The sequence below is a fragment of the Amycolatopsis sp. FBCC-B4732 genome (assembly GCF_023008405.1).
GTDB classification, from domain to species: Bacteria; Actinomycetota; Actinomycetes; order Mycobacteriales; family Pseudonocardiaceae; genus Amycolatopsis; species Amycolatopsis pretoriensis_A.
Window position 1 is genome coordinate 2304120 of record NZ_CP095376.1, and the last position, 23930, is coordinate 2328049.

The window sequence follows — 23930 nt, forward strand, 5'->3', positions numbered from 1 at the left end:
TTTCGATGACATCGGTGCGGGTCACGGCGTTTCATCGAAATTTCATGATCGGGCCCTAGCGTCGGGGTCATGTATGTCGACGTGGCCGGGGAGGGCACGGAGAAGAAGGGCCGCGGGCTGGGTGCTGCCGCGCGGACCCGGCTGGTGGTCGCGTTCCTGGTCGCCGGGTGCCTCGCGCTGATCGGGGTGGCCGTCGCCGGCCGCGCGCCGATGCCGTCGGACCTGGAGTACGTCCAGGCCGGGCACTGGGTGTACAGCGATGCACTCCAATCGGCGCTGCACGTCGACGGCGGCGCGGGCCAGGTCGATGCGCGGGCGGGGGTGCCCTCCGGCCCGGGCAGCCAGGTCGTGCAGGGCGGCCGGTCCGGCTACGTCGTCGACCGGTCGCGGATCAGCATGTTCGACAAGTCGACATTGGGTGTCGAGAGCGCGATCGCGCCGCCCGCCACCGAAACGCCGTCGGTGCTGGAGGTCGCGGGCGGGCCGTACCTGGTCTACCGCAACGCCGGCCGGATCGTCCGGCTCGGCGACCCGGTGGCCACGGTCGCGGCCGGCGGCCCGCTGTCCTCGCCCGTCGCGACCACCGACGGAACCCTGTGGGTGTACCGGATCGACACCGGCTCGGTGTGCGAACTGCCGCGCGGGGCCGCCACCCCGACCTGCCCGGCGCAGCTGCCCGCCGGGCACAGCGGGCTGCCGGCGCTCGTCGACGACCGGCCGGTGCTGCTGGACGTCACCGCGGACACGCTGAGCCCGGTGAGCAAGGACGGCCTGGGCGAGCCGGTCGCGATCGGCGTCAAGCTGCCCCCGACCGCCTTGGTGGCCGACACCTCGGTCGACGGGCGGCTGGCCGTCGCCGACCCGGACCGCAACCAGCTGCACCTGCTCGACACCGCCGGGCTCGGCAAGGACGGGCCGGCGGGCCACCCGGTTTCGGTCGACCTGCCCAAGGACGGCCGGTTCAGCGGCCCGGTCGCCACCGCGCACGTCGTCGCGCTGGTCGACGAGACCCGCAACGAGGTCCGGACCTACGACAGCCGGGGCTCGCTCAAGAGCACCAAGAAGGTTCCCGGCGCCGCCGGGCGGCCGCGGCTGGCCCACGGCCAGGACGACCGCGTCTACGTCGACAGCGCGGACGGCTCGCACGTCCTGGTCGTCGACGGCGAAAGCGGCTCGGTGGCCGACGTGGCCGTCGACGAGCAGGCGCGGCACCAGGCCGCCACCCCGCCGCCGGCTCCGCCGCAGCCGTCGGACACGGGTTCGGCGCCACCACCGCAACAACAGCAGCAGCAACAGCCGCCGTCCCGGCCCGCGCCGCCGCCGGTCGCGAAGGCGACGCCGCCGGGCGCGCCGCGCAACGTCAACGCGTCCGCCTCCGACGGCGCCATCAAGGTGACGTGGTCGGGCGCGGCGGACAACGGCGCGCGGATCACCGCGTACCACGTGTCCTGGCCGGGCGGGTCGACGACGGTCGCCGGCTCGGCGCGGCGCGCCACCGTGAGCGGGCTGGACAACGGGAAGTCCTACGTAGTCACGGTGTCCGCCGAGAACTCCGCGGGCACCGGCCCGGGCGCCAGTGCGAAGGCGGCGGCGCCGGGGCAGGCGGCCGGCGCGCCCGCGGTCACCCTGACCGCCGCGCTGGGCGGGAAGGTGTCGGCGAGCTGGTCCGCGCCGGACCTGCACGGAGCGGACCTGGTGCACTACCTGGTGAGCGCGACCGGTGCGGGGGAGCGCCAGGTTTCCGGGACGTCGGCGCAGTTCTCCGGGCTCACCGGGTCCGTCACGGTCACCGTCCGCGCGGTGACCAGGTACGGCTCGGGCGCCGCGCTCACCGGGAGCCCGGGCAAGAAGACGGTGCGCGTGCCCTCGGGCCCGCCGACGGTGAAGATCACCCACGTCCAGGGCCGGGGCGCGCCGGACCAGCAGATCATCGTCACCGTGACGGCGAACGGCAACGGCGCGGCCGCGACGTGCAAGGCGAGCGCGCTGGGTGGCTCGTCCCCGTCCGTTCCGTGCAGCGGTACCACGAACCTCACCATCTCGAACATCTACTGGGTCGGCGCGATCCCGGTCGACGTCACCATCACGACGTCGGCGGGCACCGGCTCTGACCACTTCCAGGGCACGCCCGCGTTCGTGGTCGTGCTCGGCCCGCTCGCGCTGCTGGGAACGCGCCGCCTGCTCAAGAAGACCGGAAAAACCGAGGCGAAGAAGGAAACGTGACCCCGACTCCCAAGGCCGCCTACGAGCTGATCGCGGAGAACGTCCAGACGGTCGTGCGCGGCAAGCCCGAACTCGTCCGCCTCGCCGTCGCCGCGCTGTTCGCCGAAGGGCACCTGCTCATCGAAGACGTGCCGGGCCTCGGCAAGACGACGCTCGCCCGCTGCCTGGCGCGCAGCGTCGGCGCGAGCTGGAACCGCATCCAGTTCACGCCGGACCTGCTGCCCGGCGACATCACCGGCGTGATGGTCTACCACCAGAACGCCGAGCGGTTCCAGTTCCACCCCGGCGGGATCTTCGCGAACGTCGTGCTGGCCGACGAAATCAACCGCGGCACGCCGAAGACGCAGTCCGCGCTGCTGGAGGTGATGGCCGAGCGGCGGGTGACGGTCGACGCGGTCAGCCAGGACGTGCCGCGGCCGTTCTTCGTGGTGGCCACGCAGAACCCGATCGAGCTGGAGGGCACCTACCGGCTGCCGGAGGCGCAGCTCGACCGGTTCCTGATGCGGCTTTCGGTCGGCTACCCGGACCACGACGCCGAAATGCGGGTCGTGATGGGGGACTGCGCCGGGGTGACGCCGGACGAGCTGCGGCCGGTGCTCGACCTCGCCGCCGTGCAGGCGGTGATCGCCGAGGTCCGGAAGTCCCACCTGGCCCCGGAAATCGTGTCCTACGCCGTCCGGCTGGCCACGGCGAGCCGGACGCACCCGGCCGTCCGCTACGGCGCCAGCCCGCGCGGCAGCATCGCGCTGATCCGCGCCGCGCAGGCGCTCGCGGCCACCTACGGCCGCGACTTCGTCACGCCCGACGACGTCAAGGACGTCACGCACCCGGTGCTCGGGCACCGGCTCGTGCTGACGCCGGACGCGGAGCTGAACCAGCGGCTCACCGCCGACGTCGTCGACGAACTGCTGGCCGAGACGCCCGCGCCGGCGGCCACGGCGGGGCGGTAGCGGTGCGGCTCACCCGCCGCGGGGTCTTCGTGCTCGCCGCCGCGGTCGTGCTGTACGCCGTGGGCGAGGCGGCCGGGTACGCGCTGTTCCGGGCGCTGGGCGGGATCGCGGCGGCCGCGGTGCTCGTGGCGGTGGCCGTCGTCCGGTTCCGGCCCGACGTCGAGGTCGAGCGCACCGTGCTGCCGGACCGGATCGAGCGCGGCGAACCCGCACTGGCCACGCTGACCGTCCGCAACACCGGCACGCGCCGGCACGGCGGCTTCGCGGCGGGCGACCGCACGGGTGCGGAGACGCACGGCGTGCGCGTGCGCCCGCTGGCGCCGGGCGCGTCGGCGACGTACCACTACGAGCTGCCCACCACCCGCCGCGGCCGGCTCGAGGTGGGCCCGCTGGTCCTCGACCGGCCCGACCTGTTCGCCCTCGCCCGCGGCGAGCGCGCGGTCGGCGGCACGGCGAGCCTGTGGGTGCACCCGCGGCGGCACGCGGTGCGCCCGGCGCGCGCCGGGCACCCGCGCCACCACCACGACGGGCCGATCACGGATCCGCCGTTGCGCGGCTCGGCGGACCTGCGCGCGGTCCGGCAGTACGTGATCGGCGACGAAGTCCGCCACCTGCACTGGAAAGCGTCGGCCCGAACCGGGCGGCTCATGGTGCGCGAGTACGCCGACCCGGCCCAGCTGCGCTACACGGTCCTGCTCGACACCCGCCCGGCAGCACTGACGGCGGCCGCGTTCGAGGAAGCGGTCGAGGTGGCGGCGTCGCTGCTGTTCGCGTCGGCGACGGCGGGGCAGCACTGCCGGCTGATCACGCCGACCGGCACGGACACCCCGGTGGACAGCGGCCTGCGCGTGGCGAGGGTGGTGCTGGACGAGCTGTGCCTGGTCACCCAGGACGGCGCTGACGATGCCCCGCTGCTGCCGGCGTCGTTGGCGGCCGGGCGCCGTCCGGGCGGGGTCGTGGTGGTGGTGACGGGACCGGACGCGGATCTCGGCCCGGCCCGGCGCTGGCACCCGGACACGGTGATCCGCCTCGGCGCACGGTCGGTCGCGGGGGCGGGGCAGATCTCGGCGGTGGACGCGGCGGATGCGGCGGCGCGGTGGAACGCGCTGATGACGGGGACAGCGTGACGGCACGACTGGATCGGGCCTCGGGCGGCCGCGGTGTGGCCGGACGGTGGAGCCGGGCGAGACGGTCTGATGGTGGGGGCGGTGTGACGAGGGGAATTGCGGGCCGGGCGGTACAGCCCGGCGTCGCGGGCGGTCCCACGGTGGCGCGTAGGGGGCGCCGCCGTGGGAACGACCGCACCGATGTCGGGCGTGCTGCCGGGCGCGAGGCCGGGGGCGATCGGTCTGCCGGGCGGGAGGCCGGGGTCGGGTGGGGCTTCGGGCGCGGGGCCGGGGGTGATCGGTCTGCCGGGCGGGAGGCCGGGGTCGGGTGGGGCTTCGGGCGCGGGGCCGGGGGTGATCGGTCTGCCGGGCGGGAGGCCGGGGTCGGGTGGGGCTTCGGGCGCGCGGCCAGGGGTGATCGGGCTGCCGGGCGCGGGGCCGGGGGCGAGCGGTCTGCCGGGCGCGGGGCCGGAGCCGGGTGGGCCGCCGGACGTGGGTCCGGGGTCGGGTGGGCCGCCGGACGTGGGTCCGGGGTCGGGTGGGCCGCCGGGCGCGGGGCCGGGGTCGATCGGCCGGCCGTCGCCGGGGTGCTCGGCTCCGCGGCGGTCGCGGGGCTGCTCTTCACCCCCGTCTTCGGCTTCACCGCGGTGCTCGTCCCGGTCCTCGTCGTCGTGGCGCTCGCCTACGCCTGCGCCGAACTCTGCACCCGGTGGCCGAAAGCGGCGCCGTACCGCCCGCTGCTGGTGCTCGCCGTCGGGATACTCGGGCTGGCCGAGGTGGTCGCGTTCCCGACCACCCTCGCGGGGCTGCCGACCGGGGAGACGCTGGCCGTCCTGGCTCGCGGGGCCACCGAAGGCTGGCTGCTCACCCTGCAATCCACCTGGCCGGCCCGGCCGGTCCCGGAGCAGCTGCTGTTCGTCCCGCTCGCGGTGCTGCTCGCCTCGACCGTCGGCCTGGAAGTCCTGCTGCGGCTGCGAAAGCCGCTTCTCGCGCTGCTCCCGGGTGTGCTGGTGGCCGCGCTTTCCCAGGCGTACCAACCCTTGTCCGGCCCGGTCGCGGTGGGGGCGGCCGTGCTCTACGCGGGTGCCGGCGCGCTGACCCTGTGGTCCCGTCCCGGCGGATCGAAGCCGGCCTGGCTCGTGGTGGTGACCGTCGCCGGGCTGCTCGCCGGGGCCGCGGCGCTGGGTGCGCTCGACCCGGCCGGGCGCGATCCCGTCCGGCTCACCGACCGGCAGATCGCGCCGCTCGCGCAGCACGGGCTCGGCAACCCGCTGGACGAGGTCGGCGACCGGCTCGCCCGGCCCGGCCCGGAAGTCTTCCGCTACCGCAGCGACGCGCCGGTCGACCGCTGGCGGCTGGCCGTCCTCGACGGCTTCGACGGCGCCAACTGGTCCACCGACCTGCGGCTGCGCCGGCTCGGGGAGCGGCTCGACAGCGCGTCCGGCGGCACCACGCGCACCGCCGACGTGCGGGTGACCGGACTGCCGGGGCCGTGGCTGCCGAGCCAGCCGGTGCCGACCGGGGTGACCGGCGTCGACCCGCTCGTCGACCAGACGGCGGGCGCGCTGCTGCTCGACCCGCCCGGCCGGGACCCGCGGTACCGGCTCACGTGGTCGTCGCCCGACGTCGACGCGGCCCGGCTCGAGGGCGCGGAGGTCGACGCGAAGGCCGAAGGCGGGCTCGGTGAGCTCGGCCAGGTGCCCCCGGACGTCGAGCAGCTGGCCCGGGACGCCGTGCGCGGCCTGCGCCCGACGTTCCAGTCGGCGTTGCAGCTCGAACGGTTCCTCAGCACGCACTACCAGGTCGCCGTCGGCGCCGACCTGCCGACCGGGCACGGCTGGCCGCAGCTGCGGCGGTTCCTGCTCGACACGCGGCGGGGCACGAGCGAGCAGTTCGCCGCGGCCTACGTCGCCCTCGCGCGGCTGACCGGCATCCCGGCGCGGCTGGTGGCCGGGTTCGGCGGATCGTCCGAAGTGGACGGTGACTTCCGGGTCGTGCGCAACCGGGACGTGCTGGCGTGGCCCGAGGTGGCCGTCGCCGGCGTCGGCTGGGTGCCGCTCGACCCGACGGCCGCCGCGGCCAAGACCGGCCAGCAGACCGGTCTCGCGAAGGCGACCGCGCTGGCCCGCCGGCAGCTGCCGCCGGAGCAGTCGCTGCAGCCGCCGCAGCTGCCACCGGGACACCAGGAGGCCGACGACGACCCGGTGGCCACCGGCGGTTCGCTCCGCTGGGACCTGGTGGCGGCGACCGCCGTGGGCGCGCTGCTCGTCTGCTGGCTGTGGGGAGTGCCGCTGGCGAAGGGGATCCGCACCCGCCGCCGTCGCCGCTCGACGGGCGCGGACGGCGTCCTCGGCGCGTGGGCGGAGGCCCGCGATCGCCTGCGCGCGGACGGCGTGCCCTACCGCGTCGGCATGACCCCGCGCGACCTCGCCGAGCTGGCGGGCGAGGGCACGAAGGAGCCGATCACGCGGCTGGGCAAGGTGCTCGACATGGCGCTGTGGTCCGGGGTTCCGGTGACGGAAGGCGCGGTGCGGAGGGCGTGGCAGGAGGTGGGCGAGCTGCGCCGGAGCCTGGCGACGCGGCCGTGGACGACCCGCCTGCGCTCGGCACTGGACCCGCGCACGCTGCTACCCCCGGCCCGGCGCCGCTGACACCGCGGCCCGGGCTCGGGGCGGCCGGTCACGAGGTGCAGCGGCCGCCGCGGATCGGGACCGGGGTGGTCGTGTACACGTTCTTGCCGTCGGTCGCCCGGATCTGGAAGCAGTAGCGGCGGGCCGGGTCGATCGGGATCTCCATCGCGCGCTGGCGGTGGGCGACCAGGACCATCGTGTCGATGCGCTCGCCCGCCACCACCACGGCGAAGTCGAGGTCGCCGTCGGCCTGCCAGGTCAGGCGGACGTGGTCGCCGAGGTCGGCCGGGCTGTCCAGCGCGAGGTGGACGTCGGGGACCGGGCCGGTCGTGGTGTTCGCGGGCTGCGCGGCCGGTGCCGCCGGGAGGGCGTGGCCGGTCACCTCGGCCGGGCCGGTGAAGAACGGCAGCACGGCCAGGCCCGCGACGACGACGCCCGCGCCCGCCGACACCACCGCCCGGCGCCGGGACGGCGAACCGGTGGGCTCGGCCGGGCCGCCGAACGTGCGGATCAGCGTGCGCCCGCCCGGGGCCGGCGCCGCCGGGGCGGGCCGGGGGACCTCGGCGAAGTCGTCGAACTCGACGTCGGCCGCGACCGGCTCGGCCTCGGCGGGCTCGGGCCGCGCGGGTTCCCCGGCCGGAACCGGTGGTGTGCCGCCGTTCCGGACATTCTCCAGCAGCGCCACGACGGCCGCCGCGTCCGCCGGCCGGTCGGCCGGGTCCTTGGCCAGCAACCGGGTGACCACATCGGACAGTCCGGGTGGGACGTCGCCGGGGAGCGGGGCGGGCGGTTCCCGCAGCACCCGCAGGATCAGCTCGCCGTGCCGTTGCCCGGTCCGGCGCGGGAACGGCGGGGTCCCGGTCAGCGCGCCGTACAGCACCGCGCCCAGCCCGTAGAGGTCGGACGCGGCCGAAAGCGTGTCGTCGCGCAGGGTTTCCGGCGCGGTGTACTCCACCGCGTGCGCCGGGTCGCGCGGGAACCGGCGGCGCAGCGTCTGCCCGAAGTCGGCGAGGACGAACTCGCCCGAAGCGCGGTAGAGCACGTTGTCCGGGGTCACGCCGCCGTGCCGGACGCCGGCGCCGTGGGCCGCGGCCAGCGCCGACGCGATCGCCGTGCCCAGCGCCAGCACCGCGTCGGCGGGCAGGCGGACGCCGGACGCGAGCAGCGCGCCCAGCGAACCGCGGCACAGCTCCATCCGGACGCCCGCGCGGCCACCGGGGTAGTCGACCACGCCCAGCGGCGGCAGGATCGACGGCGCCGGCCCGGTGGCGGCCAGCGCTTTGCGCTCGCGCTCCAGCCCGGCCAGGGTTTCGCGGTCGAACGGGCCCGGGAACACCTTGACCGCTTCGCCGGTGGCCCGGACGGCGTAGACCGTGGCGATCGGGCCGTCGGCGAGCAGGTCGACGGCGGCGTGCTCGATGCTCATGCCGCCATTCTCCCGCACGAAAGCCGTGCGGTGGGCCGTTTCGCGCGGCCGGTTCCGGCCGTCGTCACCCATTCGCGCGCGCGGTGGCCGAGGCTTTTCCCATGCAGACCGCCGGCCTCGTCAGGCTCACCGTCGCCACCCCGCACCGGCGCATCGACATCGCGCTGCCGGAACACGCCGCCGTGGCGGAAATCCTGCCCGGGCTGCTCGCCCGCGCGGGCGAAGGGCTCGCCGACGACGGCGTCCCCGGCGGCGGCTGGTCGTTGCACCGGGCCGACGGGACGGCGTTCGACCTCGACCGGACCCTCGGCGCGCACCGGGTGCGCGACGGCGAGATCCTGCACCTGACCCCGCGGCGGACGGACTGGCCCGAGCTGGAGTACGACGACCTGGTCGACGCGATCGCCACCGGCTCCGGCCACACCGGCCGGGCCTGGGGCCCGCGGCACACCCGGGTGGCCGGCCTGGCCGCCAGTGCCGCGGCCCTGCTGCTCGGGCTGGTCGCGGTGCTGCGCGCCGGGCCGCCGTGGCCGGGGCCGGGGCTGTGGGCGCTGACCGCGGCCGCCCTGCTGCTGACCGCCGGGGTGGTGCTCGCGCGTGCGATGCGGGACGCCGGTGCCGGCGCGGTGCTCGCCGCGGCCGTGCTGCCGTACGCGTTCGCCGGCGGCGGCCTGGTGCTGGCCGGCCGCGCCCCGATCACGGATCTGTCCGCCGGGCACCTCGTGCTCGCGGGCGCGGCGCTGCTGGCCGCCGCGCTGGCGGGCCGGCTCGGCGTGGCCGCGGCACCGGCGGTGTTCACGGCGGCGGCCACAGCCGGGCTGCTCGCCGTGCTCGGCGGCTGGCTGGCGACGCTCGACGACCTCGCCGGGTACCGCGCGGCGGCGGTGCTCGGCGGTGGCCTGCTGGCGCTGTCCGGCGCGTTCGCCCCGCTGGCCCTGCGCCTCGCCCGCGTCCCGATGCCGGTGCTGCCGCGCAGCACGGCCGACCTGGTCCGCGACGACCCGCAGCCGCCGCTCCCGCTCGTGCACAGCGCCGTGGCCCGCGCGGACGGCCTCCTCACCGGCCTGCTGGCCGGGACGTCGGCGGTCGTGTCGTACTGCCAGGTCGTGCTCGTCCGCGCCGGCGGCACCGCGGCGATCGTGCTGGTTTCGGTGCTGGCACTGGGTTTCCTGCTGCGGGCGCGGCTGTACCCGATCGTGCGGCAACGGGTTCCGCTGCTGCTGGCGGGAACGGCCGGCGTAGGCTGCCTCGCGCTCGGCCCGCTGATGACCGGCGGCGCGTTGGTGCCGGCCGGGCCGCTGGCGTTCGCCGTGGCGGCCGGCGCGACCGCCGCCGGGGTCCTGCTGAGCACCCGGCGCGCGAACCCGTACCTCGGCCGGTTCGCCGAGTACGCCGAGATCCTGCTGATGGTCGCGATCGTGCCGGTGGTGTGCTGGGTGCTCGACCTGTACGCCGTCGTGCGCGGGCTGGGGGGCTGACACCGTGGCGTCCAAAAGGGACCAGCTGCAGGCGTACCAGTTCCTCGTGCAGCGGGCGACGTCCGCGCTCGTCACGCGCGAGACCGATCCGGAGCAGCCGCCGTTCCGGCGCACCGGGAGCGCGACGTTCGCCGGGGTCGCGCTCGGCATCGTGTCGCTGGCCGGCGCCGGCGTGTACGGGCTGGTCGTGCCGGGCGGGAACACGTCCTGGCGCCAGGATTCCGCGGTGATCGTGGAGAAGGAGACCGGCACCCGGTACGTCTACCTCGACGGGCGGCTGCACCCGGTGGCCAACTACGCGTCCGCGCTGCTGCTGCTCGGCGACCACAAGGCCACCGAGCAGGTGTCGCGGGAATCGCTGGCCGGCGTCCCGCGCGGGCCGCGGCTCGGCATCCCCGACGCGCCCGACGCACTGCCCGCGCCCGACCGGCTGCTGACCGGCTCGTGGTCGCTGTGCTCGGCGCCCGCGAGCGACCTGGCCGGCACCCGGATCGAGGAGTCGGTGCTGCTGGCCGGCGCGGCCCCGGCCGGCGGCGCGCAGCTGGGCGACCAGGCACTGCTGGTGGAGCTGGTGACGAACGGGGACCGGTATCTCGTCTGGCACGGGCACCGGCACCGGATCGAGGACTACGCCGCGGTCGGCACCGGCCTCGCGCTGACCGCCGAGCCGTGGGCCCGGGTCGGCCGGCCGTGGCTGGACGTCCTGCCGGAAGGCGCGCCGATCGGCCCGATCCCGGTGGCGCGGCCGGGCGAACCGTCGACCGCCGTCCCGGGCCGCACCGACCTGCGCGCGGGCATGCTGCTGGTGGTCCGCCCGTCCGGTGGCGGCGAGCAGTACTACCTGGCCGAGCGGGACGTCCTGCGCCCGATTTCGGTGCTGCAGTACGACATCCAGCGCGCGGCCGCCCAAACGACGGCCGCCTACCCCGGCGGCGACCCGGTGGCGGTCACGCTCCCACCGTCGCTGGCCACGACGTCCCACCGCCTCGACCCGGCCGACGACGCCGAGGGCGCGGCCCCGCCGGCCCGCCCGCCGATCGCGCGCCTGCAGGACCGCGAAGCGACGGTGTGCGCGACCTTCGAGCCGGGTGCTTCGTCGCCCGGTCTGCGGGTCGACCCGGTCTTGCCCCCGGCGGACGCGCTGTCGGCCACTGCCCGCCGCTCGCCGGCCGGAACCCCACTGGCCGACCGGGTGTACGTGCCCCCGGGCAGCGCGGCGGTGGTCGAAGCGATGCCATCGGCGCAGGCACCCTCGGGCACGCTGACCCTGGTGACGGACATGGGCCGCCGTTATTCGCTGGCGGCGCCGGAGGTGCTGAAGATGCTGGGCTACCCGGCGGATCGGGTGCTGCGCTTGCCGGCGGGGCTGGTGGCGCGGTTGCCGGAGGGCCCGGGCCTCGACCCGGCAGCGGCCCGCAACCAGGCCGTGGGCGGTTGACCGGCGTTGGACGGCCGGTTCGCGGCTACCCGGCGGATCGCGTGCTGCGGTTGCAGGCGCGGTTGGTGGCTCGGCTGCCGGAGGGCCCTGGCCTGGACCCGGTTGCGGCTCGCAATCAGGCCGTGGGCGGCTGACGGGCGTTGGACGGCCGAATCGCGGTTAGCCGGCGGATCACGCTGCGGTTGCCGGCCAAGTTCGTGGCCTGACTACCGAAAGGCGTGAGCCTCGACCTGCTATCAGGGGGCGGGGGGTCAGACGGCCGATTCGCTACCCGGCGGATCGCGTGCTGCGGTTGCCGGCGGGGCTGGTGGCCCGGCTGCCGGAGGGCCCGGGCCTCGACCCGGCCGCGGCCCGCAACCAGGCCGTCGGCGGCTGACCGACCTCAGACCGCCGACTTCCGGTACAGGTCGAGGATGTCCGTGTCGCGGTCGCGCCACCTGTCGAAGAGCACGTCGGGGTCGTCGTCGTGCGCGTGGACGTACTCGAACTCCGCGCGGGTGCACGGCAGCAGCGTGACCAGCTGCAGCGCCGGCTCGCCCTGGTCGTCGCGGTAGACGTCGAACTCCGCGTCGGCGAACGGGTGCGGGGCCGCGAGCAGGAACGCGATGCCGGTGCCCGGGATCAGCGGCTCGGCGTTCACGTAGCCGCTGCCGTACGCGTAACCCCGCTGCCGCTCGATCGCCTCGCGAGCGATCACGTGCGCGAGGTAGCCGGCTTCGTCCTCGTGGTCCGGCAGCGCGGAGACGACGTACTCCTGCGGCAGCGGGGCGGCGACCCGCTGGAACCGCACGCCCGTGGTCGCCGCCGAGATCATCCGCACCGTCGGGTGGCCGTGGAAGCCGATGGCGAACCCCCGGTTGCCTCCGCCGGGGAGCTGGGCGCCCTGGCCGTGGGTGACCGGGCCGAGGTGGTGCTCGACGTGCGGGAGCAGGCCGTCGAACCGGCTCGGGTCGGCGTGGGGATAGCTCATCGCCCGATCCTAGGCACCGCGGCGCCCCCGCACGGGTGCACCGTCCGGGGGCGTCGCAATCAGCGGCCGGGCTGCCAGAGCTCCTCGTCGAGCAGCTGGACGGAGTCGGCGTCGGTCTCCCCGGTACGGCGGCCGCGGGGGAGGGTGAAGCCGGCGTCCGGGTTCCCGTTGGCGGAGCGGCCGCGCAGCTTCGCGGGCACGCCGTCGGTCGCGGCCGCGGCCCGGCGGCCCGCGCCGCCCCGGCCGGTGGGCTGCTCGGGCGAGCCGGGGCGCAACGTCCCGGCCGCCGCGCCCGAGCCGCCGTGCGGCGGCATCATCGGCGGCATCGAGCTCCCGGCCGGTTTGGCCGGCGCCGGGGTCGCGGTGCCGGGCCGGACCTCCGAAGCCAGGCTGGGCGCGCGTTTGCCGGCGACCGGCTTGGCCAGCGTCGGGATCGCGCCGAGCCCGCTCGCCGCGCCGAACATGCCCGGCAGGCCCGACGCCACCGGTGCCGCGCCGCCGCCCCCGGGCAGGCCGCCGAGAGCCGCGCCGGACAGCGGGAGCGCCGTCGCCGGGGACAGCCCGGCCAGCGACAGCCCCGAAGAGACGTCCTGGCCCAGCCCGGGCAGGCCGGGCAGCGGCGAGCCGCCCCCGGTACCACCGCCGCTGCCGACGCCCGCCGACTCGGCGAGCCCTTCCAGCTCGGTCAGCGCGCTCATGCCGGCCTCGGCGGCCTTGACGAAGTCCGCGGGGGAGTTGCCTTCCGCGGCCGCCTTCGGCGTCGGCATCAGGTCGCCGGGGGACTGCATCCCGGACGCCGCGACGACCTTCAGCATCGACACGTCGAACTGCGCGCCGAGCGCGTTCATCCGGAACGCCGACGCCTGCTGCGCCGCGATCTTGGCCGGGATCGCCGTCAGCGGGTTCAGGTCCGCCGCGCAGTACGCCGCGTAGCACGTCATGACCTCGGCGAGCGCGTCCGAGATCGACGAAGCGAGCGTGGTCAGCGTCTCGGCCGGCCTGGCCGCGTCGATCCGCTCACCCCACATCTTCAGCTCGGCCAGCGACCGCTGGGTCTTCTCCTCGTGCGCGCGGCCGGCGTCGTCCTGCCACTCCGGGGTCAGCCGGCCGGCGCGGGTGTTGAGTTCCGTGCTCGCGGCGTCGATCCACTCGCGGCACTCGGTCCACATCTTCGCCGCGTCCAGCAGCACCGGCACCTTGGCTTGCTCGGCCTGGACCATGTCCCGGTGCAGTTCGATGGGCAGCAGGTTGTAGGGCACGACCATGGCACTCTCCTCAGGCGGTCTTGTCGGACGGGTGCGGAACCGTGCCCGCGGTCTTCTTGAACAGGTCGGCGCCCTGCTTGATGACCTTGGTCGCCGACGTCGCGAGCGTCAGCGCACTGGCGACGTCGGCGGCGGTGTACCCCGCGGCGGCGGCCTTGACCTTCGTGCTGTCGGTGACCATGTCCTCGGTCACCTTCGTCAGCAGCGCGGCCATCGCGGCGGTGGCGGCCTTGTCGAGCACCGACATCGCGATGCCCTCGAACAGCCCGGTCAGGTTCGGCGGCGTGCCGAGCCGGGCCAGCGAAGGCGGCATCGCGGGCGCGGTGAGCTGCCCGGCGTAGGTGCTCATCGCGTCGGTGTCGCCGTTGATCTGCTGTGCTGCAGCCATTTCCCCTCCTCAGTGACCGGCGCGGGATCGCGGTGCGCCGTCGGTCTTGTCCACTTGCCACAGCTCTTCGTCGAGCAGCTGGACGGAGTCGTTCCCGGTGTCCCAGCGCCGTCTCGACGCGGGTGGTGGAGCCGCTTTCGCGCCACGCCGCCCGGCCCGCCCGAGCAGCGGAACGCCCGGAGTGGCAGCGGGTTTGCGGGACCGCCCGGTGGCCGGGTGTTCGGCGTCCCCCGGCTTGATCCCGCTCGGCGGCTTCCCGCCACCGCCGCGCTGCTGCATCGGCGGTGTCATCCCGGGACTGGTCGCGGCGGTCGCCGCACTGGTCGCGGCCGCGGTGCCCAACGCGGGGATCGCCGCCGCCGTCGTCGTCGAGCCGGGATCCACCACCGGCGCCGGCATCGACGCGGGCGCGGGGAAGCCGGCCGTACCGAAGCCACCACCGCCTGGAACGCCGCCACCCCCGGCGAGGCTCGGCAACCCGGAGTCGCCCGGACCGCCGTCACCGAGCGCGCTGAGCCGGTCCGCGACCTCGGCGGGGGTCGGGGAGCCGATCTCCGCCGGACTCGGCGAGTACCCGGCGCCGCCCGCGAGCTGCTGGAGTCCTTGGAGGGCTTGGCTGGCCGCGTCCAGCGCGTTCGGCGCCTCTTCGAGCGCGGCCTTGACCGGATCTTCGGCGGTCGGTGTGTCCGGAGTGGACGGTGGCGCGGCCGCCGGCGCCGGGCTCGGGGACGCCGGAGACGCGGTTCCGGGCGCGGCCGCCGCCGGCCGGGGGTTCGCGGACGGCCCGGGCGGATCTTGGGCCGCGCTCCGCGGGCCTCGCCAGCCCAGGCCCGTGGCTTTGGTCAGTGCGGCGGTCGCGGCCTCGTACCGGGGCTTCAGGCCGTCGATCTCCTTCATGACTTCGCGGTAGACGTCGTCGAAGTCTTCGGACTGCTCCTTGATCGACTTCCGGGCGAAGTCGTTGCGCAGCTGTTCGACCTTGACGTGCGCTTCGCAGATCCCGCGCGACAGGTCGGTGAGGCACCGGATCACCGTCGAGGGCAAGTCACCGCCGGTGGGTGGCAGTCCCGCGGTCAGCACCAGGTTGGCTAGCCCGCTCGGATCGACCCAGCTGCGCATGATCGAGGTGTCCCGGTCGGCCCGCGCCCGGAACTCCCGGCCCGCCGAGTCCGGCCAGCGGTCGGCAGCGGCGAGGGCCGACGCCTGGGCGTACAAGAGGCTGGCGTGCCGCGAAATCCACTCGCGGCCCTTGGTCCACATGAGCACGGCGGAGTCGAGCCTGCCGACGTGCCGGAGGCGCTCGGCGGTGATTTCCCGGTACCGCGCCTCGATGGCGGACGTGTCGACGCACTGTTCGATCGGACCTCCCACGGGAACCCCTCACCGCCCCGGCTCGGGTGCCGGGTCGAGGGCCGTGAACTCGGCGCGTGCCTGTTCGTCGGCGTCCACGTACGCCCTCGCCGTCCGGTGCACGAACGAGCTGTAGATCTTGAACCCCTGCTCCACCTGGGCGATGAACTCCTGGAGGGCGTGCATGCTCCGGTCGTCCGCGCCCGTGAGGTTGTCGCACCAGGGGCTCCCGAGGCCTCCCTCGCACGGGAGCGCCGGCTCGCGATGGCTGACCTCCACGGGGACCGGGTCCCGTTCGAGGCTGCCCAGCAGCACCCGGGAGAACTCCCGCATGGCGTCGGTGTCGCCGTCGATGTCACCACTCATGGTCCACTCCTGTTCTCACGTCGTCGGGGGGTGCCAGGCGAGCTGGACGAGGCCCTTGCCGCCGCGGCGGTCGACCAGCCAGCCGCGCCCGGGCGGGAGGACCTGGGCACGCATGTTGCCCAGCAGCGGGCCTTCGTCGCGGTCGCCGGACATCATCAGGCCGGGGGTGCCGACTTCGCGGAGCCTGCCGAGGAACGGCTCGAACAGCCCGCGCCCGGCCCCGCCGGTCCGGCGCGCCAGCACCACGTGCAGGCCGATGTCGCCGGCCTGCGCGACCAGGGGCAGCAACGGCATCAGCGGGTGCGCCTTGTGCGTGGCCACCATGTCATAGTCGTCGACGAGCACGAAGATTTCCGGGCCCTGCCACCAGCTCCGGGCCCGCAGCTGCTCGGGTGTGACGTCGGCGCCGGGCAGCCGCTTGGTCAGCGCCTCGGCCGTTTCGGTGAGCAGGCCGCCGCTGTGCTCGTCGTTGACGCCGAAGCCGAGCAGGTACTCGTCGGCGATCTCGCCGAGCAGGCCGCGGCGGTGGTCGACGACGATGATCCGGGCCTCGCCGGGCCGGTACGCGCACTGGATCCGCTTGGCCAGCGCGCGCAGGAACGACGTCTTGCCGCTCTGGGTGTCGGCCAGCAGGAAGAAGTGCGGGTCGGCGGCGAAGTCCAGGCGCATGAGGGAGAGGTCGCGCTCGTGGATGCCGACCGCGAGCCCGGCGTCCGCCCCGGTCAGCTCGTCCGCGGCGGGCAGTTCGTCGTAGGCGAAGACCGCGGGCAGGAGCCGGACCGACGGGGCCGGCTCGCCCGGCCACGACGTCCGGACCGCGTCGACGAGGGCCCCGGTACCGTCGGCCAGGTCGGCGGCCGAGGACACGCCGTCGACGCGGGGCAGCGCCAGCAGCATCTGGTGCCCGGTCGGGGAAATCCCGCTGCCGGGCGCGTCGGCGGGCACGCTCATCGCAGCCCGCCGGTCGATGATCGAGTCGATCGGGTCGCCGATCTTGAGTTCCAGCCGGCTGGCGAACAGGTCCCGCATGTTCATCCGCAGGTCGAACGCGCGGGCACAGCCGGCCACGACGTGGACGCCGTAGGACAGGCCGCGGGCGGTGATGTCGCCGACCGCCTCTTCGAGCTCGGCGAAGTCGGTGCGCAGGGTCTGCCAGCCGTCGATCACCAGGAAGACGTCGCCGTGCGGGAGCTCGGGGAACCGGCCTTCCGCGCGGAGCCTGCGGTAGGTGGCGATGCCGTCGATCCGGTGCTCGGCGAAGAGGCGTTCCCGCCGGGCCAGCAGGTCCGCGACCTCGGCGACCGTGCGCCGCACGGCCCCGGTGTCCAGCCGGCCCGACACGCCCGAGACGTGCGGCAGCCCGGCGATCGACGCGAGCGTGCCGCCGCCGAAGTCCAGGCAGTAGAACTGCGCTTCGCGCGGGGTGTGGGTGAGCGCGAGGCTTGTGATCAGCGTCCGCAGCGCCGTGCTCTTGCCCGCCTGCGGGGCTCCGAGCACCAGCACGTGCCCGGCGGCGCCGGAGAGGTCGAGGACCAGCGGGTCGCGCCGCTGCTCGAACGGCCGGTCCACGATCCCCAGCACCGGCCGCAACGCGCCGGGCGCGCCGGTGGTGAGCCCGCGCCGGGGGTCGACGGCGAGCGCGGGGAGCAGCCGGTCCAGCGTCGGCGAGTCCGACAGCGGGGGCAGCCACACCTGGTGCGCGGGTGTGCCCTGGCCGGTCAGCCGGTCGACCAGGATGTCCAGCAGGGTCTCGCCGGTCAGGGGCTCGTCCACGGGTTCGGGCTCGGCCTCGCCGGTGTCGAGCTCGCCGGCGACGTAAGTGGTCGTGTACTCCCGCAGCGTCAGCTGGTCGGCCCGCGTCACCGGCCGCACGCCTCCGGTGGCGGCCCGCTGGTGGACGCCGGAGACGTAGGCGGAGCGGAACCGGTCGAGCTGGTCGGTGCCGACCTTCAGGAACCCGTGCCCGGGCGCGCGCGGCAGCCGGAACGCCTCCGGGTGGCCGAGCACCGCGCGGCTTTCCATCTCGGAGAACGTGCGCAGCCCGACCCGGTAGGACAGGTGGCTTTCCAGCCCGCGCAGCCGGCCTTCGTCGAGCCGCTGCGAGGCGAGCAGCAGGTGCACGCCGAGCGAGCGCCCGACGCGTCCGATTTGGACGAACATGTCGATGAAGTCGGGCTTGGCCGAGAGCAGCTCGGAGAACTCGTCGCAGATCACCAGCAGCGTCGGCACTTCGGGCAGCGGGGCACCGGCGACGCGGGCCTTTTCGTAGTCCCGCAGGGAAGCGAAGTTGCCCGCCGCGCGCAGCAGCTCCTGGCGGCGGATGAGCTCGCCGTTGATCGCGTCGGTCATCCGGTCGACCAGATGCAGCTCGTCGGCCAGGTTCGTGATCACGGCACTGGTGTGCGGCAGCGCGTCCAGCCGGGCGAAGGTCGCGCCGCCCTTGAAGTCGACCAGCGCGAAGTTCAGCGAGTTCGGCGGGTGGGTGACCGCGAGTGCCAGCACGAGGGTGCGCAGCAGCTCGGACTTGCCGGACCCGGTGGCGCCGATCAGCAGGCCGTGCGGGCCCATGCCGTCCTGGGCGGACTCCTTGAGGTCGAGCTCGATCGGCGTCCCGTCGGCCTGGATGCCGAACTGGACGCGCAGTCGGTCGCGGTTCGGCCGGGGCACCCAGGTGTCGGCCGGGTCGAACGCGTACGGGTCGCCGAGCCCCAGCAGTTCGGCCAGGCCCAGCTCCGCCGACATCGGCGCGTCCCCGCCCCGGCCCACGGTCAGCCGCAGCGGGGCGAGCTGCCGGGCGAGCCCTTCGGCCGCGAGCGGCCCCAGCGCGTCGGCGGTGCCGAGCGGGGCCTCGCCGTCGATCGTCTCGCTGACGAGATCACCGCTGTCGTCCACCGCCAGCACGACGGTGGTCCGGTCCAGCGCCCGCGGCGGCATGGTCGTCAGGTCCACCACGGTGACGCCTTCGACGCCGCCGCCGGTCATCAGGTGGTCGGAGCCGGCGACCGAACCGCCGTCCAGGACGACCACCAGGTGCGGGCCGGACACCCGGCCGTCCGACTCCGGGTCGAAGCGGGGCCGCTTGGCCAGCTCCTCCTCGAGCACCGACTCCAGCGCGGGGATCGTCGGCGCCACCAGGCGAAGCGGGCCGAGGGCGTCGGTGCGCTCGGGGTGCAGCGCGTGCGGCAGCCACTTGACCCAGTCCCAGTCGGCGCGGCGGTCGTCGGCCAGGCAGACGGCGATCCGCAGGTCGTCCGGTGACTGCAGGGTGGCCAGCTGGGCCAGCAGCGCACGCAGCAGCCCGAGCGCGGCCCCGCGGTCGCCGCGCAGGTGGATGCGGCTGAACCCGGTGACCGCGATCGCGAGCGGCAGCCGGTCGACCGTGCTGTAGGTGGTGATGAACCGGCGCAACGCGAGCGCGGACAGCGGTTCGAGCTCCTCGAGCGGCTTGGTGTCCGGCGCGACCAGCGTGGTGGCCGGACCCTGCGGGCCGCGGCCGATCCGGGCGACGCCGAAGTCCTGGTCGTCCTTGCGCCGTTCCCACAGCCGGTAGCTCGCGGCCAGCGACCACAGCGCCGCCGGGTCCGGGTGCAGGTACTCCATCGCTTCGCGCTGGCGGCGGACCGAACGGCGCAGCCGCAGCCGGTGCTGGGCCAGGTGCCGCAGGTACTTGCGGCGCGCGTGCCCCATTTCCCGGCGGCTCGGGCCGCCGCCCTGCAGCAGGCCCATCGCGACCATGCCGAGCATGCCGACGCCCATCAGCCCGTAGACGGCGTAGCGGACGGACCCGCCGGCCGAACCGGAGAACATCAGCATCATCGCGCCGGTCGTGCCCACCATGGGCAGGACCATGAGCAGCTGCGCCCACTGCCGCGCGGGCGGCGCCGGGATTTCCGGCGGCGCCTGGAGGATGAGTTCGCCGGAGGGAAGCTCCGGCGCGGGCCGCCGGGCCGGCCGCTTGACCACGATTGTCGCCACTCCACGAGCGTCCCTTCCCCGCGGCGTCCGGTGGGGGCGATGACCGGAACAAGACGCGCGCCCGTGGCGGCGCCGTTCCCGCCATAACCTGGCCGGGACAGGAAAGCGTTGTGTCGCAATCCAATCGGAGGGAACCCGCGATGTACGGTTCGTCAGGGGGAATCGACGGCGACGTCGACGCCATGCTGCGGCAGGCGAAGACGTCGTCGGAGACCGCCACCAATCTGCAGAACAGTTCTCGGCACGTGACGAGCGCCGGGGCCGACCTGCGCTCGGCGAGCAGCGGCCGGTGGGCCGACGGGTTCGCCGACGCCGACCAGAGCCGCCAGACGGTCGTCGACCACCACCTCGCCCCGAAGTACGTGGCGGCCTCCGACGCGATGCACCGCGGCGCCGGCGGCTACCAGGACGCCGACGAGGCGGCCAACCAGGAGGCCAACCGCGTGAGCTACCAGGCCGGCGGCTTCGGCATCTCGGCCCAGATCTGACGGAGGGGAAACGGCAATGAACCGGATCACCGGCAACAGCGAGTCGATCCAGGGCACGGCGCAGACCGTGGGCCAGGGCGCGCAGCAGAGCCGCGAACACACCGACGACCACCACCACGGCGCGGGGTTCCTCTACGAGAACGAACTCACCGACGGGTTCGGCTCGAGCTACTACGAGGTCGTGGGCAACGTCCAGGCGAAGGCCAACGAAGCCTGGGAACAGCAGAACGCGCAGAGCCAGGGCCTCATCCGGGCCGACGACCACCTGATGAGCGCGGTGCGCGCCGCCGAGCAGGCGATCCGCGGCATCTGAGCACGGGAACGCGAGCGGCCCCGGGAGCGATCGGCTCCCGGGGCCGCTTTCGGCGTGCCGCACCCCCTCTTCGACCACCCGCTGGACCACGCGCGCGGCGCGCCGGCCAGCTGCGGCCAGCTCGACTCGGCCCGCCCGGCGAGCGGCTGCTGCTCGACCTCCGCTTCCCGGCTTCCGGCGTGCCCGGTCCTTCAGACGAGGAAGACCTGTTCCGGCGGTTCGGCGGACGCGCGTTCGGCGGGTACCGGTGCGGCCCAGCCCGCCCGCCAGCGCCGTCGCCGTCCGAGGGGCAGGATCCACGCGAGCAGCCCAGCCAGCACCAGGGCACCGGCGACGGCGATCGCCAGCCCCTTCGCGGTGGCGGCCGTCTCCTGCTCCCGCGCCGCCTGGTCGAGCCGCGCCCGATCGGGTGGCTGGGGCACGAAAGCGGGCAGCAGTGCGGGTTTCGCGGGGTCCAGCCCGTCGGTCACGGCGCGGTACGGGTCGACCAGCCCGGCGCCGAAGGCGTGGCTGCCGCGGCCACCGCGGGCCGGGCTCGCGGTCGCCTCCAGCCGCTGCGCCACCTCGGCCGCACTGAGCTGCGGCCACGCCGAGCGCACCAGCGCCGCGGTCCCGGAGACGAACGGCGCGGCGAAACTCGTGCCGTCCACGTAGGCGTGCCCGCCCGCGCGGGTCGTGGTCAGCACCTTGGCGCCGGGCGCGACGATGTCCACGTACGGGCCGATCTGCGAGCCGGACAGCCGGGCACCGTCGATGTCGACGGCCCCGACCCCGAGCACCCCGGCGTAGGCGGCCGGGTAGGACGGCAGCTCGCCGCTCGGGTCCTTCTGCGCGTTGCCCGCCGCGGCCACGACCAGCACGTCCCGCGCCACGGCGTAGGCGACCGCGTCGCGGATCACCGGGAAGTCGTCGTGGCCGGCCAGCGACAGATTGAGCACCTTCGCGCCCTGGTCGGCGGCGTAGCGGATGCCGTTCGCGACCACCTGCGGGTCGATCCGCAGCGACTCGCCCTGGTCGCCGACGTCCCGGTCGCTGATCCGCACCGGCAGGATCGCCGCGTCCGGCGCCACGCCGTGGAACCCGATGCCGGGCACCGGGTCCGCGCTGATGATGCCGGCCACCCCGGTGCCGTGGGAGACGCAGTCGAACGCGCCCGGCAGCGCTCCGGCGAGGTAGAAGTCGCGTCCTGGCAGCACTTTTCCCGGCCGGCTCAGCTGCGGTTGATCGGCGTCGACGCCCGAGTCGACGACGGCGACGAGCACGCCCGCGCCGCGGCTGTGCGGCCAGGCCCGTTCCGCGGAAAGCGCTTGCTGGGCCCACGGCTGCGCCGGCACGGCGGGGTGCGCGGGTTCCGTGTCGTGGCAGGCACCGGCGGGCGGCGCCGCGTGCGCGGGTGGTGCGACGAACAGGGGCAGCGCGACCGCGGCCAGCACAGCGGCGAGGTGACTTCGTCGGTTCACGTGCGCCATCGTCCGCCGGGCGCCTCGGCGCCGGGCCGTCGTGGCGACAACCGGACACCCGTTCAGCGGCCACCGAAGTGGTGCAGGACCTCGGCGAACTGCTCGAACGGCGGGGCCGGGTCGCCGTCGAACCGGTACCAGGCGGCGGTGTGCTCGCCGGAACCGAGGAGCTTCACGCGCGCGGCCGGTGCGCGGTGGGCGTGGGCGACCCCGCGGCCGGCCACCAGCTCGGGTCCGAAGAGGACACCGTAGGGCAGGGCGGTCGCCACACCGGGGGAGCGCAGCCCCTCCCGTCGTCCGGGGTGCGCGCCGACGACCACCATCCGGGCCGTCCGGGCGGATTCCGCGGCCAGTGCCTCGATCGCGGCTCTCGCGACCGTTCCGGCCGCCGGGCCGCTCAGCTCGACGTCTTCGACGACCAAACCGTCCACTTGCGACAGCCGGAGCCGCCCGGTGATGCCGTGCCCGACGACGACCACGGACACCGGCCGAGGAAAGCGCTTTCGGACGTGCTCGGTGAGGTCGCCGGCGGACCACGGCTCGGTGACCGGCTCGGCCACGCCCCAGCCGAGGGGCGGGCTGCCGGACAGCACCCGCATCGCGGTCTCGGTGCTCGCACCGATCCGGGGCGGCCGGCACGTGAGGACGCGTACCTCGAGGTCACCGGACCCGGGGACGGGCGCCTCCGCGATGACGTCGCCGTCCCGGACGAACCGGCTTCCGTTCCATGTCAAGGGAAATCCCCGGAAGCCGTCGCGATCACCCGCCACCCAGTCTGCGCGGGCGTCCCGGAGCAGCAGCTCCAGCGGGAAGGTGAGGCGGCTGGGGGCGGGCGTGCGCAGCTGGAGCGACCGCCCGTCGCGCGTGGCCGCTTTGGCCGCGTCGACCAGCCAGGTCGTGGCGGGCACGACGTCGCGGTGCTGCTCGACGACGAGGGTCACCGGCTCGACCACGACCGGCCCCCGGTCGCGACGGCCAGTGCCTCGGCGAAGGTCCGGGCGACCGCTTCGGCCTCGACGTCGTCGTCCGGCGCGCGGCCTTCCACCCACCAGACCGGGGACGGCACGTCGACGCCGAGCAGCCGGCCCACCTCGCCCGGTACCCGGACCAGCCGGGCGCTCTCGACCTTCAGCAGGTGCCGGCCGCCGGGGTGCCGGACGCCGATCAGCTGCCGGTCCGCGTCGAAGTCCACAAAGGACCCATCGCCCGCCGTCAGCAGCGCCGCGACGACGGCTTCGGGACCCGGTTCCCGCCGGCACAGCGCGACGACGTCGAAGGTCATGCCCGTCATCGTCGGGTGCGCCGGGGCGCGGAACACCACCGTGGCAAGAACAGGTCACGCGGCCATCCGGCGTCGTCGGCGGCGTGAGACTGGGCCGGAGACGTCCCCCGGAGGTGGCCGTGGATTCCTCGTTCCCGTTCGACCTGCGCGCCGATCACGCGCGCCTGGCCGGCGACATCAGGTCGACGCAGCAGCGCATGGCCGAGATCCGGGCCACCGCCGAGTCCGACGACGGGCTGATCGGCGTGACCGTCGGCGGTGCGGGCGAACTGCTCGAACTCACACTGGACCCGCGCATCTACCGCACCACGGACGCGGCGGCCTTGGCGCGGGACATCGCCGGCACCGTGCACCGGGCCGTCGAACGCGCCGAGGAGGAGGGGCTCGCGATCGTCGCGAGCCTGCTGCCCCCGGACGCCACCCCCGCGACGACCGACCTGCGGTTCGACCCGCTGCTGCACGAGCTCGACCGCCGGAGCGCGCGATGACGGGCATCGACCACGACCACGACGGCCGCATCGACATGGACCCCGGCGAGACGACCGCCCGGCTGGCCCGGCTGCGCGGCGCGGGCACGGCGCTGGACGCGGCGTGGCCGGGGTGCCGCGACCGGATCGAGAACCCCGGCCGGCTGGGCGGCGGCCCGCTGGGTCAGGCGTTCACGACCGTCTACAACGGACCGAAGCAGACGATTTCCGACGCGATGGCCCAGCTGACCGGCGCGTACCAGACCCTCGCCGGCAACGGGGACCAGGCGGTACAGGTATACGAAGCCGCGGACCACGCGGCCGCCGCCGAGTTCCCCCGGTGACCCGCGCCCGG

General features: G+C 75.2%; 20 protein-coding genes. 10 read left to right on the plus strand and 10 right to left on the minus strand.

Features of this window, described 5'->3' with window-relative positions; all coding sequences use genetic code 11:
- Nucleotides 1-69 precede the first annotated feature (69 nt).
- The 4 genes from MUY14_RS09900 (at nucleotide 70) to MUY14_RS09920 (ending at nucleotide 6930) form a co-directional block, all read left to right on the plus strand.
- The gene (locus MUY14_RS09900; RefSeq protein WP_247022638.1) at nucleotides 70-2223 is read left to right on the plus strand and encodes a fibronectin type III domain-containing protein; all 2154 of its coding nucleotides are present in this window, start codon (nucleotides 70-72) and stop codon (nucleotides 2221-2223) included.
- Nucleotides 2220-3173, plus strand: a complete 954-nt coding sequence (locus tag MUY14_RS09905; RefSeq protein WP_247022639.1) for a MoxR family ATPase — start codon at nucleotides 2220-2222, stop codon at nucleotides 3171-3173. The genes MUY14_RS09900 and MUY14_RS09905 overlap by 4 nt, the downstream gene beginning before the upstream one ends.
- 2 nt (nucleotides 3174-3175) lie before the next feature.
- Entirely contained in the window at nucleotides 3176-4300 is a 1125-nt protein-coding gene (locus tag MUY14_RS09910) for a DUF58 domain-containing protein (protein ID WP_247022640.1), read from the plus strand.
- Nucleotides 4301-4866: 566 nt separating this feature from the next.
- Complete coding sequence (locus MUY14_RS09920) at nucleotides 4867-6930, plus strand: transglutaminaseTgpA domain-containing protein (protein ID WP_247022641.1); 2064 nt, start codon at nucleotides 4867-4869, stop codon at nucleotides 6928-6930.
- Nucleotides 6931-6958: 28 nt separating this feature from the next.
- Here MUY14_RS09920 and MUY14_RS09925 read toward each other — a convergent pair whose 3' ends face one another.
- Nucleotides 6959-8335 (minus strand): protein kinase domain-containing protein, encoded by a 1377-nt coding sequence (locus MUY14_RS09925; RefSeq protein ID WP_247022642.1) that lies wholly within the window; start codon nucleotides 8333-8335, stop codon nucleotides 6959-6961.
- Between the two features lie 101 nt (nucleotides 8336-8436).
- Here MUY14_RS09925 and eccD point away from each other — a divergent pair, with 101 nt between their 5' ends.
- Entirely contained in the window at nucleotides 8437-9813 is a 1377-nt protein-coding gene (gene eccD, locus MUY14_RS09930) for a type VII secretion integral membrane protein EccD (RefSeq protein WP_247022644.1), read from the plus strand.
- Between the two features lie 4 nt (nucleotides 9814-9817).
- A complete protein-coding gene (gene eccB / locus MUY14_RS09935) occupies nucleotides 9818-11251 on the plus strand; it encodes a type VII secretion protein EccB (protein ID WP_247022646.1) in 1434 nt (477 codons plus the stop codon).
- Nucleotides 11252-11633: 382 nt separating this feature from the next.
- Here eccB and MUY14_RS09940 read toward each other — a convergent pair whose 3' ends face one another.
- From MUY14_RS09940 to eccCa, 6 genes are read right to left on the minus strand one after another with little or no spacing between them, the layout of a single operon-like run.
- A complete protein-coding gene (locus tag MUY14_RS09940) occupies nucleotides 11634-12221 on the minus strand; it encodes a suppressor of fused domain protein (RefSeq protein WP_247022648.1) in 588 nt (195 codons plus the stop codon).
- 59 nt (nucleotides 12222-12280) lie between these two features.
- A complete protein-coding gene (locus MUY14_RS09945; protein WP_247022650.1) occupies nucleotides 12281-13486 on the minus strand; it encodes a hypothetical protein in 1206 nt (401 codons plus the stop codon).
- Nucleotides 13487-13496: 10 nt separating this feature from the next.
- Complete coding sequence (locus MUY14_RS09950) at nucleotides 13497-13874, minus strand: hypothetical protein (protein WP_247022652.1); 378 nt, start codon at nucleotides 13872-13874, stop codon at nucleotides 13497-13499.
- A 9-nt stretch (nucleotides 13875-13883) separates the two neighbouring features.
- A complete protein-coding gene (locus MUY14_RS09955; RefSeq protein ID WP_247022654.1) occupies nucleotides 13884-15245 on the minus strand; it encodes a hypothetical protein in 1362 nt (453 codons plus the stop codon).
- A gap of 9 nt (nucleotides 15246-15254) precedes the next feature.
- Nucleotides 15255-15590, minus strand: a complete 336-nt coding sequence (locus tag MUY14_RS09960) for a hypothetical protein (RefSeq protein ID WP_247022656.1) — start codon at nucleotides 15588-15590, stop codon at nucleotides 15255-15257.
- A 15-nt stretch (nucleotides 15591-15605) separates the two neighbouring features.
- Nucleotides 15606-19565 carry a type VII secretion protein EccCa gene (gene eccCa / locus MUY14_RS09965; protein WP_247022658.1) on the minus strand — a complete coding sequence of 1320 codons (3960 nt, stop codon included), beginning with the start codon at nucleotides 19563-19565 and terminating at the stop codon, nucleotides 15606-15608.
- A gap of 140 nt (nucleotides 19566-19705) precedes the next feature.
- Here eccCa and MUY14_RS09970 point away from each other — a divergent pair, with 140 nt between their 5' ends.
- Together MUY14_RS09970 and MUY14_RS09975 are read left to right on the plus strand one after the other, a co-directional pair.
- The gene (locus tag MUY14_RS09970) at nucleotides 19706-20053 is read left to right on the plus strand and encodes a hypothetical protein (RefSeq protein WP_247022660.1); all 348 of its coding nucleotides are present in this window, start codon (nucleotides 19706-19708) and stop codon (nucleotides 20051-20053) included.
- 16 nt (nucleotides 20054-20069) lie between these two features.
- Nucleotides 20070-20366: a hypothetical protein gene (locus MUY14_RS09975; RefSeq protein ID WP_247022662.1), complete on the plus strand. Its 297-nt coding sequence runs from the start codon at nucleotides 20070-20072 to the stop codon at nucleotides 20364-20366.
- A gap of 191 nt (nucleotides 20367-20557) precedes the next feature.
- Here the strand turns inward: MUY14_RS09975 and mycP are convergent, their stop codons facing one another.
- From mycP to MUY14_RS09990, 3 genes are read right to left on the minus strand one after another with little or no spacing between them, the layout of a single operon-like run.
- Nucleotides 20558-21835, minus strand: coding sequence for a type VII secretion-associated serine protease mycosin (gene mycP / locus MUY14_RS09980; RefSeq protein ID WP_247022664.1), 1278 nt, complete (start codon nucleotides 21833-21835; stop codon nucleotides 20558-20560).
- A 53-nt stretch (nucleotides 21836-21888) separates the two neighbouring features.
- Nucleotides 21889-22779, minus strand: coding sequence for a DUF6177 family protein (locus MUY14_RS09985; protein ID WP_247022666.1), 891 nt, complete (start codon nucleotides 22777-22779; stop codon nucleotides 21889-21891).
- A complete protein-coding gene (locus MUY14_RS09990; RefSeq protein ID WP_247022668.1) occupies nucleotides 22764-23108 on the minus strand; it encodes a hypothetical protein in 345 nt (114 codons plus the stop codon). Before MUY14_RS09990 ends, MUY14_RS09985 begins: the two co-directional genes overlap by 16 nt.
- Before the next feature lie 119 nt (nucleotides 23109-23227).
- Here MUY14_RS09990 and MUY14_RS09995 point away from each other — a divergent pair, with 119 nt between their 5' ends.
- Nucleotides 23228-23596, plus strand: a complete 369-nt coding sequence (locus tag MUY14_RS09995; protein ID WP_247022670.1) for a YbaB/EbfC family nucleoid-associated protein — start codon at nucleotides 23228-23230, stop codon at nucleotides 23594-23596.
- Entirely contained in the window at nucleotides 23593-23919 is a 327-nt protein-coding gene (locus MUY14_RS10000; protein WP_247022672.1) for a hypothetical protein, read from the plus strand. Before MUY14_RS09995 ends, MUY14_RS10000 begins: the two co-directional genes overlap by 4 nt.
- Nucleotides 23920-23930 lie beyond the last annotated feature (11 nt).

Coding starts and splice junctions, on each gene's coding strand:
- MUY14_RS09900 (WP_247022638.1), top strand. CDS start 70: ATGTATGTCGACGTGGCCGGGGAGGGCACGGAGAAGAAGGGCCGCGGG.
- MUY14_RS09925 (WP_247022642.1), bottom strand. CDS start 8,335: ATGAGCATCGAGCACGCCGCCGTCGACCTGCTCGCCGACGGCCCGATC.
- eccD (WP_247022644.1), top strand. CDS start 8,437: ATGCAGACCGCCGGCCTCGTCAGGCTCACCGTCGCCACCCCGCACCGG.
- MUY14_RS09940 (WP_247022648.1), bottom strand. CDS start 12,221: ATGAGCTATCCCCACGCCGACCCGAGCCGGTTCGACGGCCTGCTCCCG.
- MUY14_RS09945 (WP_247022650.1), bottom strand. CDS start 13,486: ATGGTCGTGCCCTACAACCTGCTGCCCATCGAACTGCACCGGGACATG.
- MUY14_RS09950 (WP_247022652.1), bottom strand. CDS start 13,874: ATGGCTGCAGCACAGCAGATCAACGGCGACACCGACGCGATGAGCACC.
- MUY14_RS09960 (WP_247022656.1), bottom strand. CDS start 15,590: ATGAGTGGTGACATCGACGGCGACACCGACGCCATGCGGGAGTTCTCC.
- MUY14_RS09970 (WP_247022660.1), top strand. CDS start 19,706: ATGTACGGTTCGTCAGGGGGAATCGACGGCGACGTCGACGCCATGCTG.
- MUY14_RS09975 (WP_247022662.1), top strand. CDS start 20,070: ATGAACCGGATCACCGGCAACAGCGAGTCGATCCAGGGCACGGCGCAG.
- mycP (WP_247022664.1), bottom strand. CDS start 21,835: ATGGCGCACGTGAACCGACGAAGTCACCTCGCCGCTGTGCTGGCCGCG.
- MUY14_RS09990 (WP_247022668.1), bottom strand. CDS start 23,108: ATGACCTTCGACGTCGTCGCGCTGTGCCGGCGGGAACCGGGTCCCGAA.
- MUY14_RS10000 (WP_247022672.1), top strand. CDS start 23,593: ATGACGGGCATCGACCACGACCACGACGGCCGCATCGACATGGACCCC.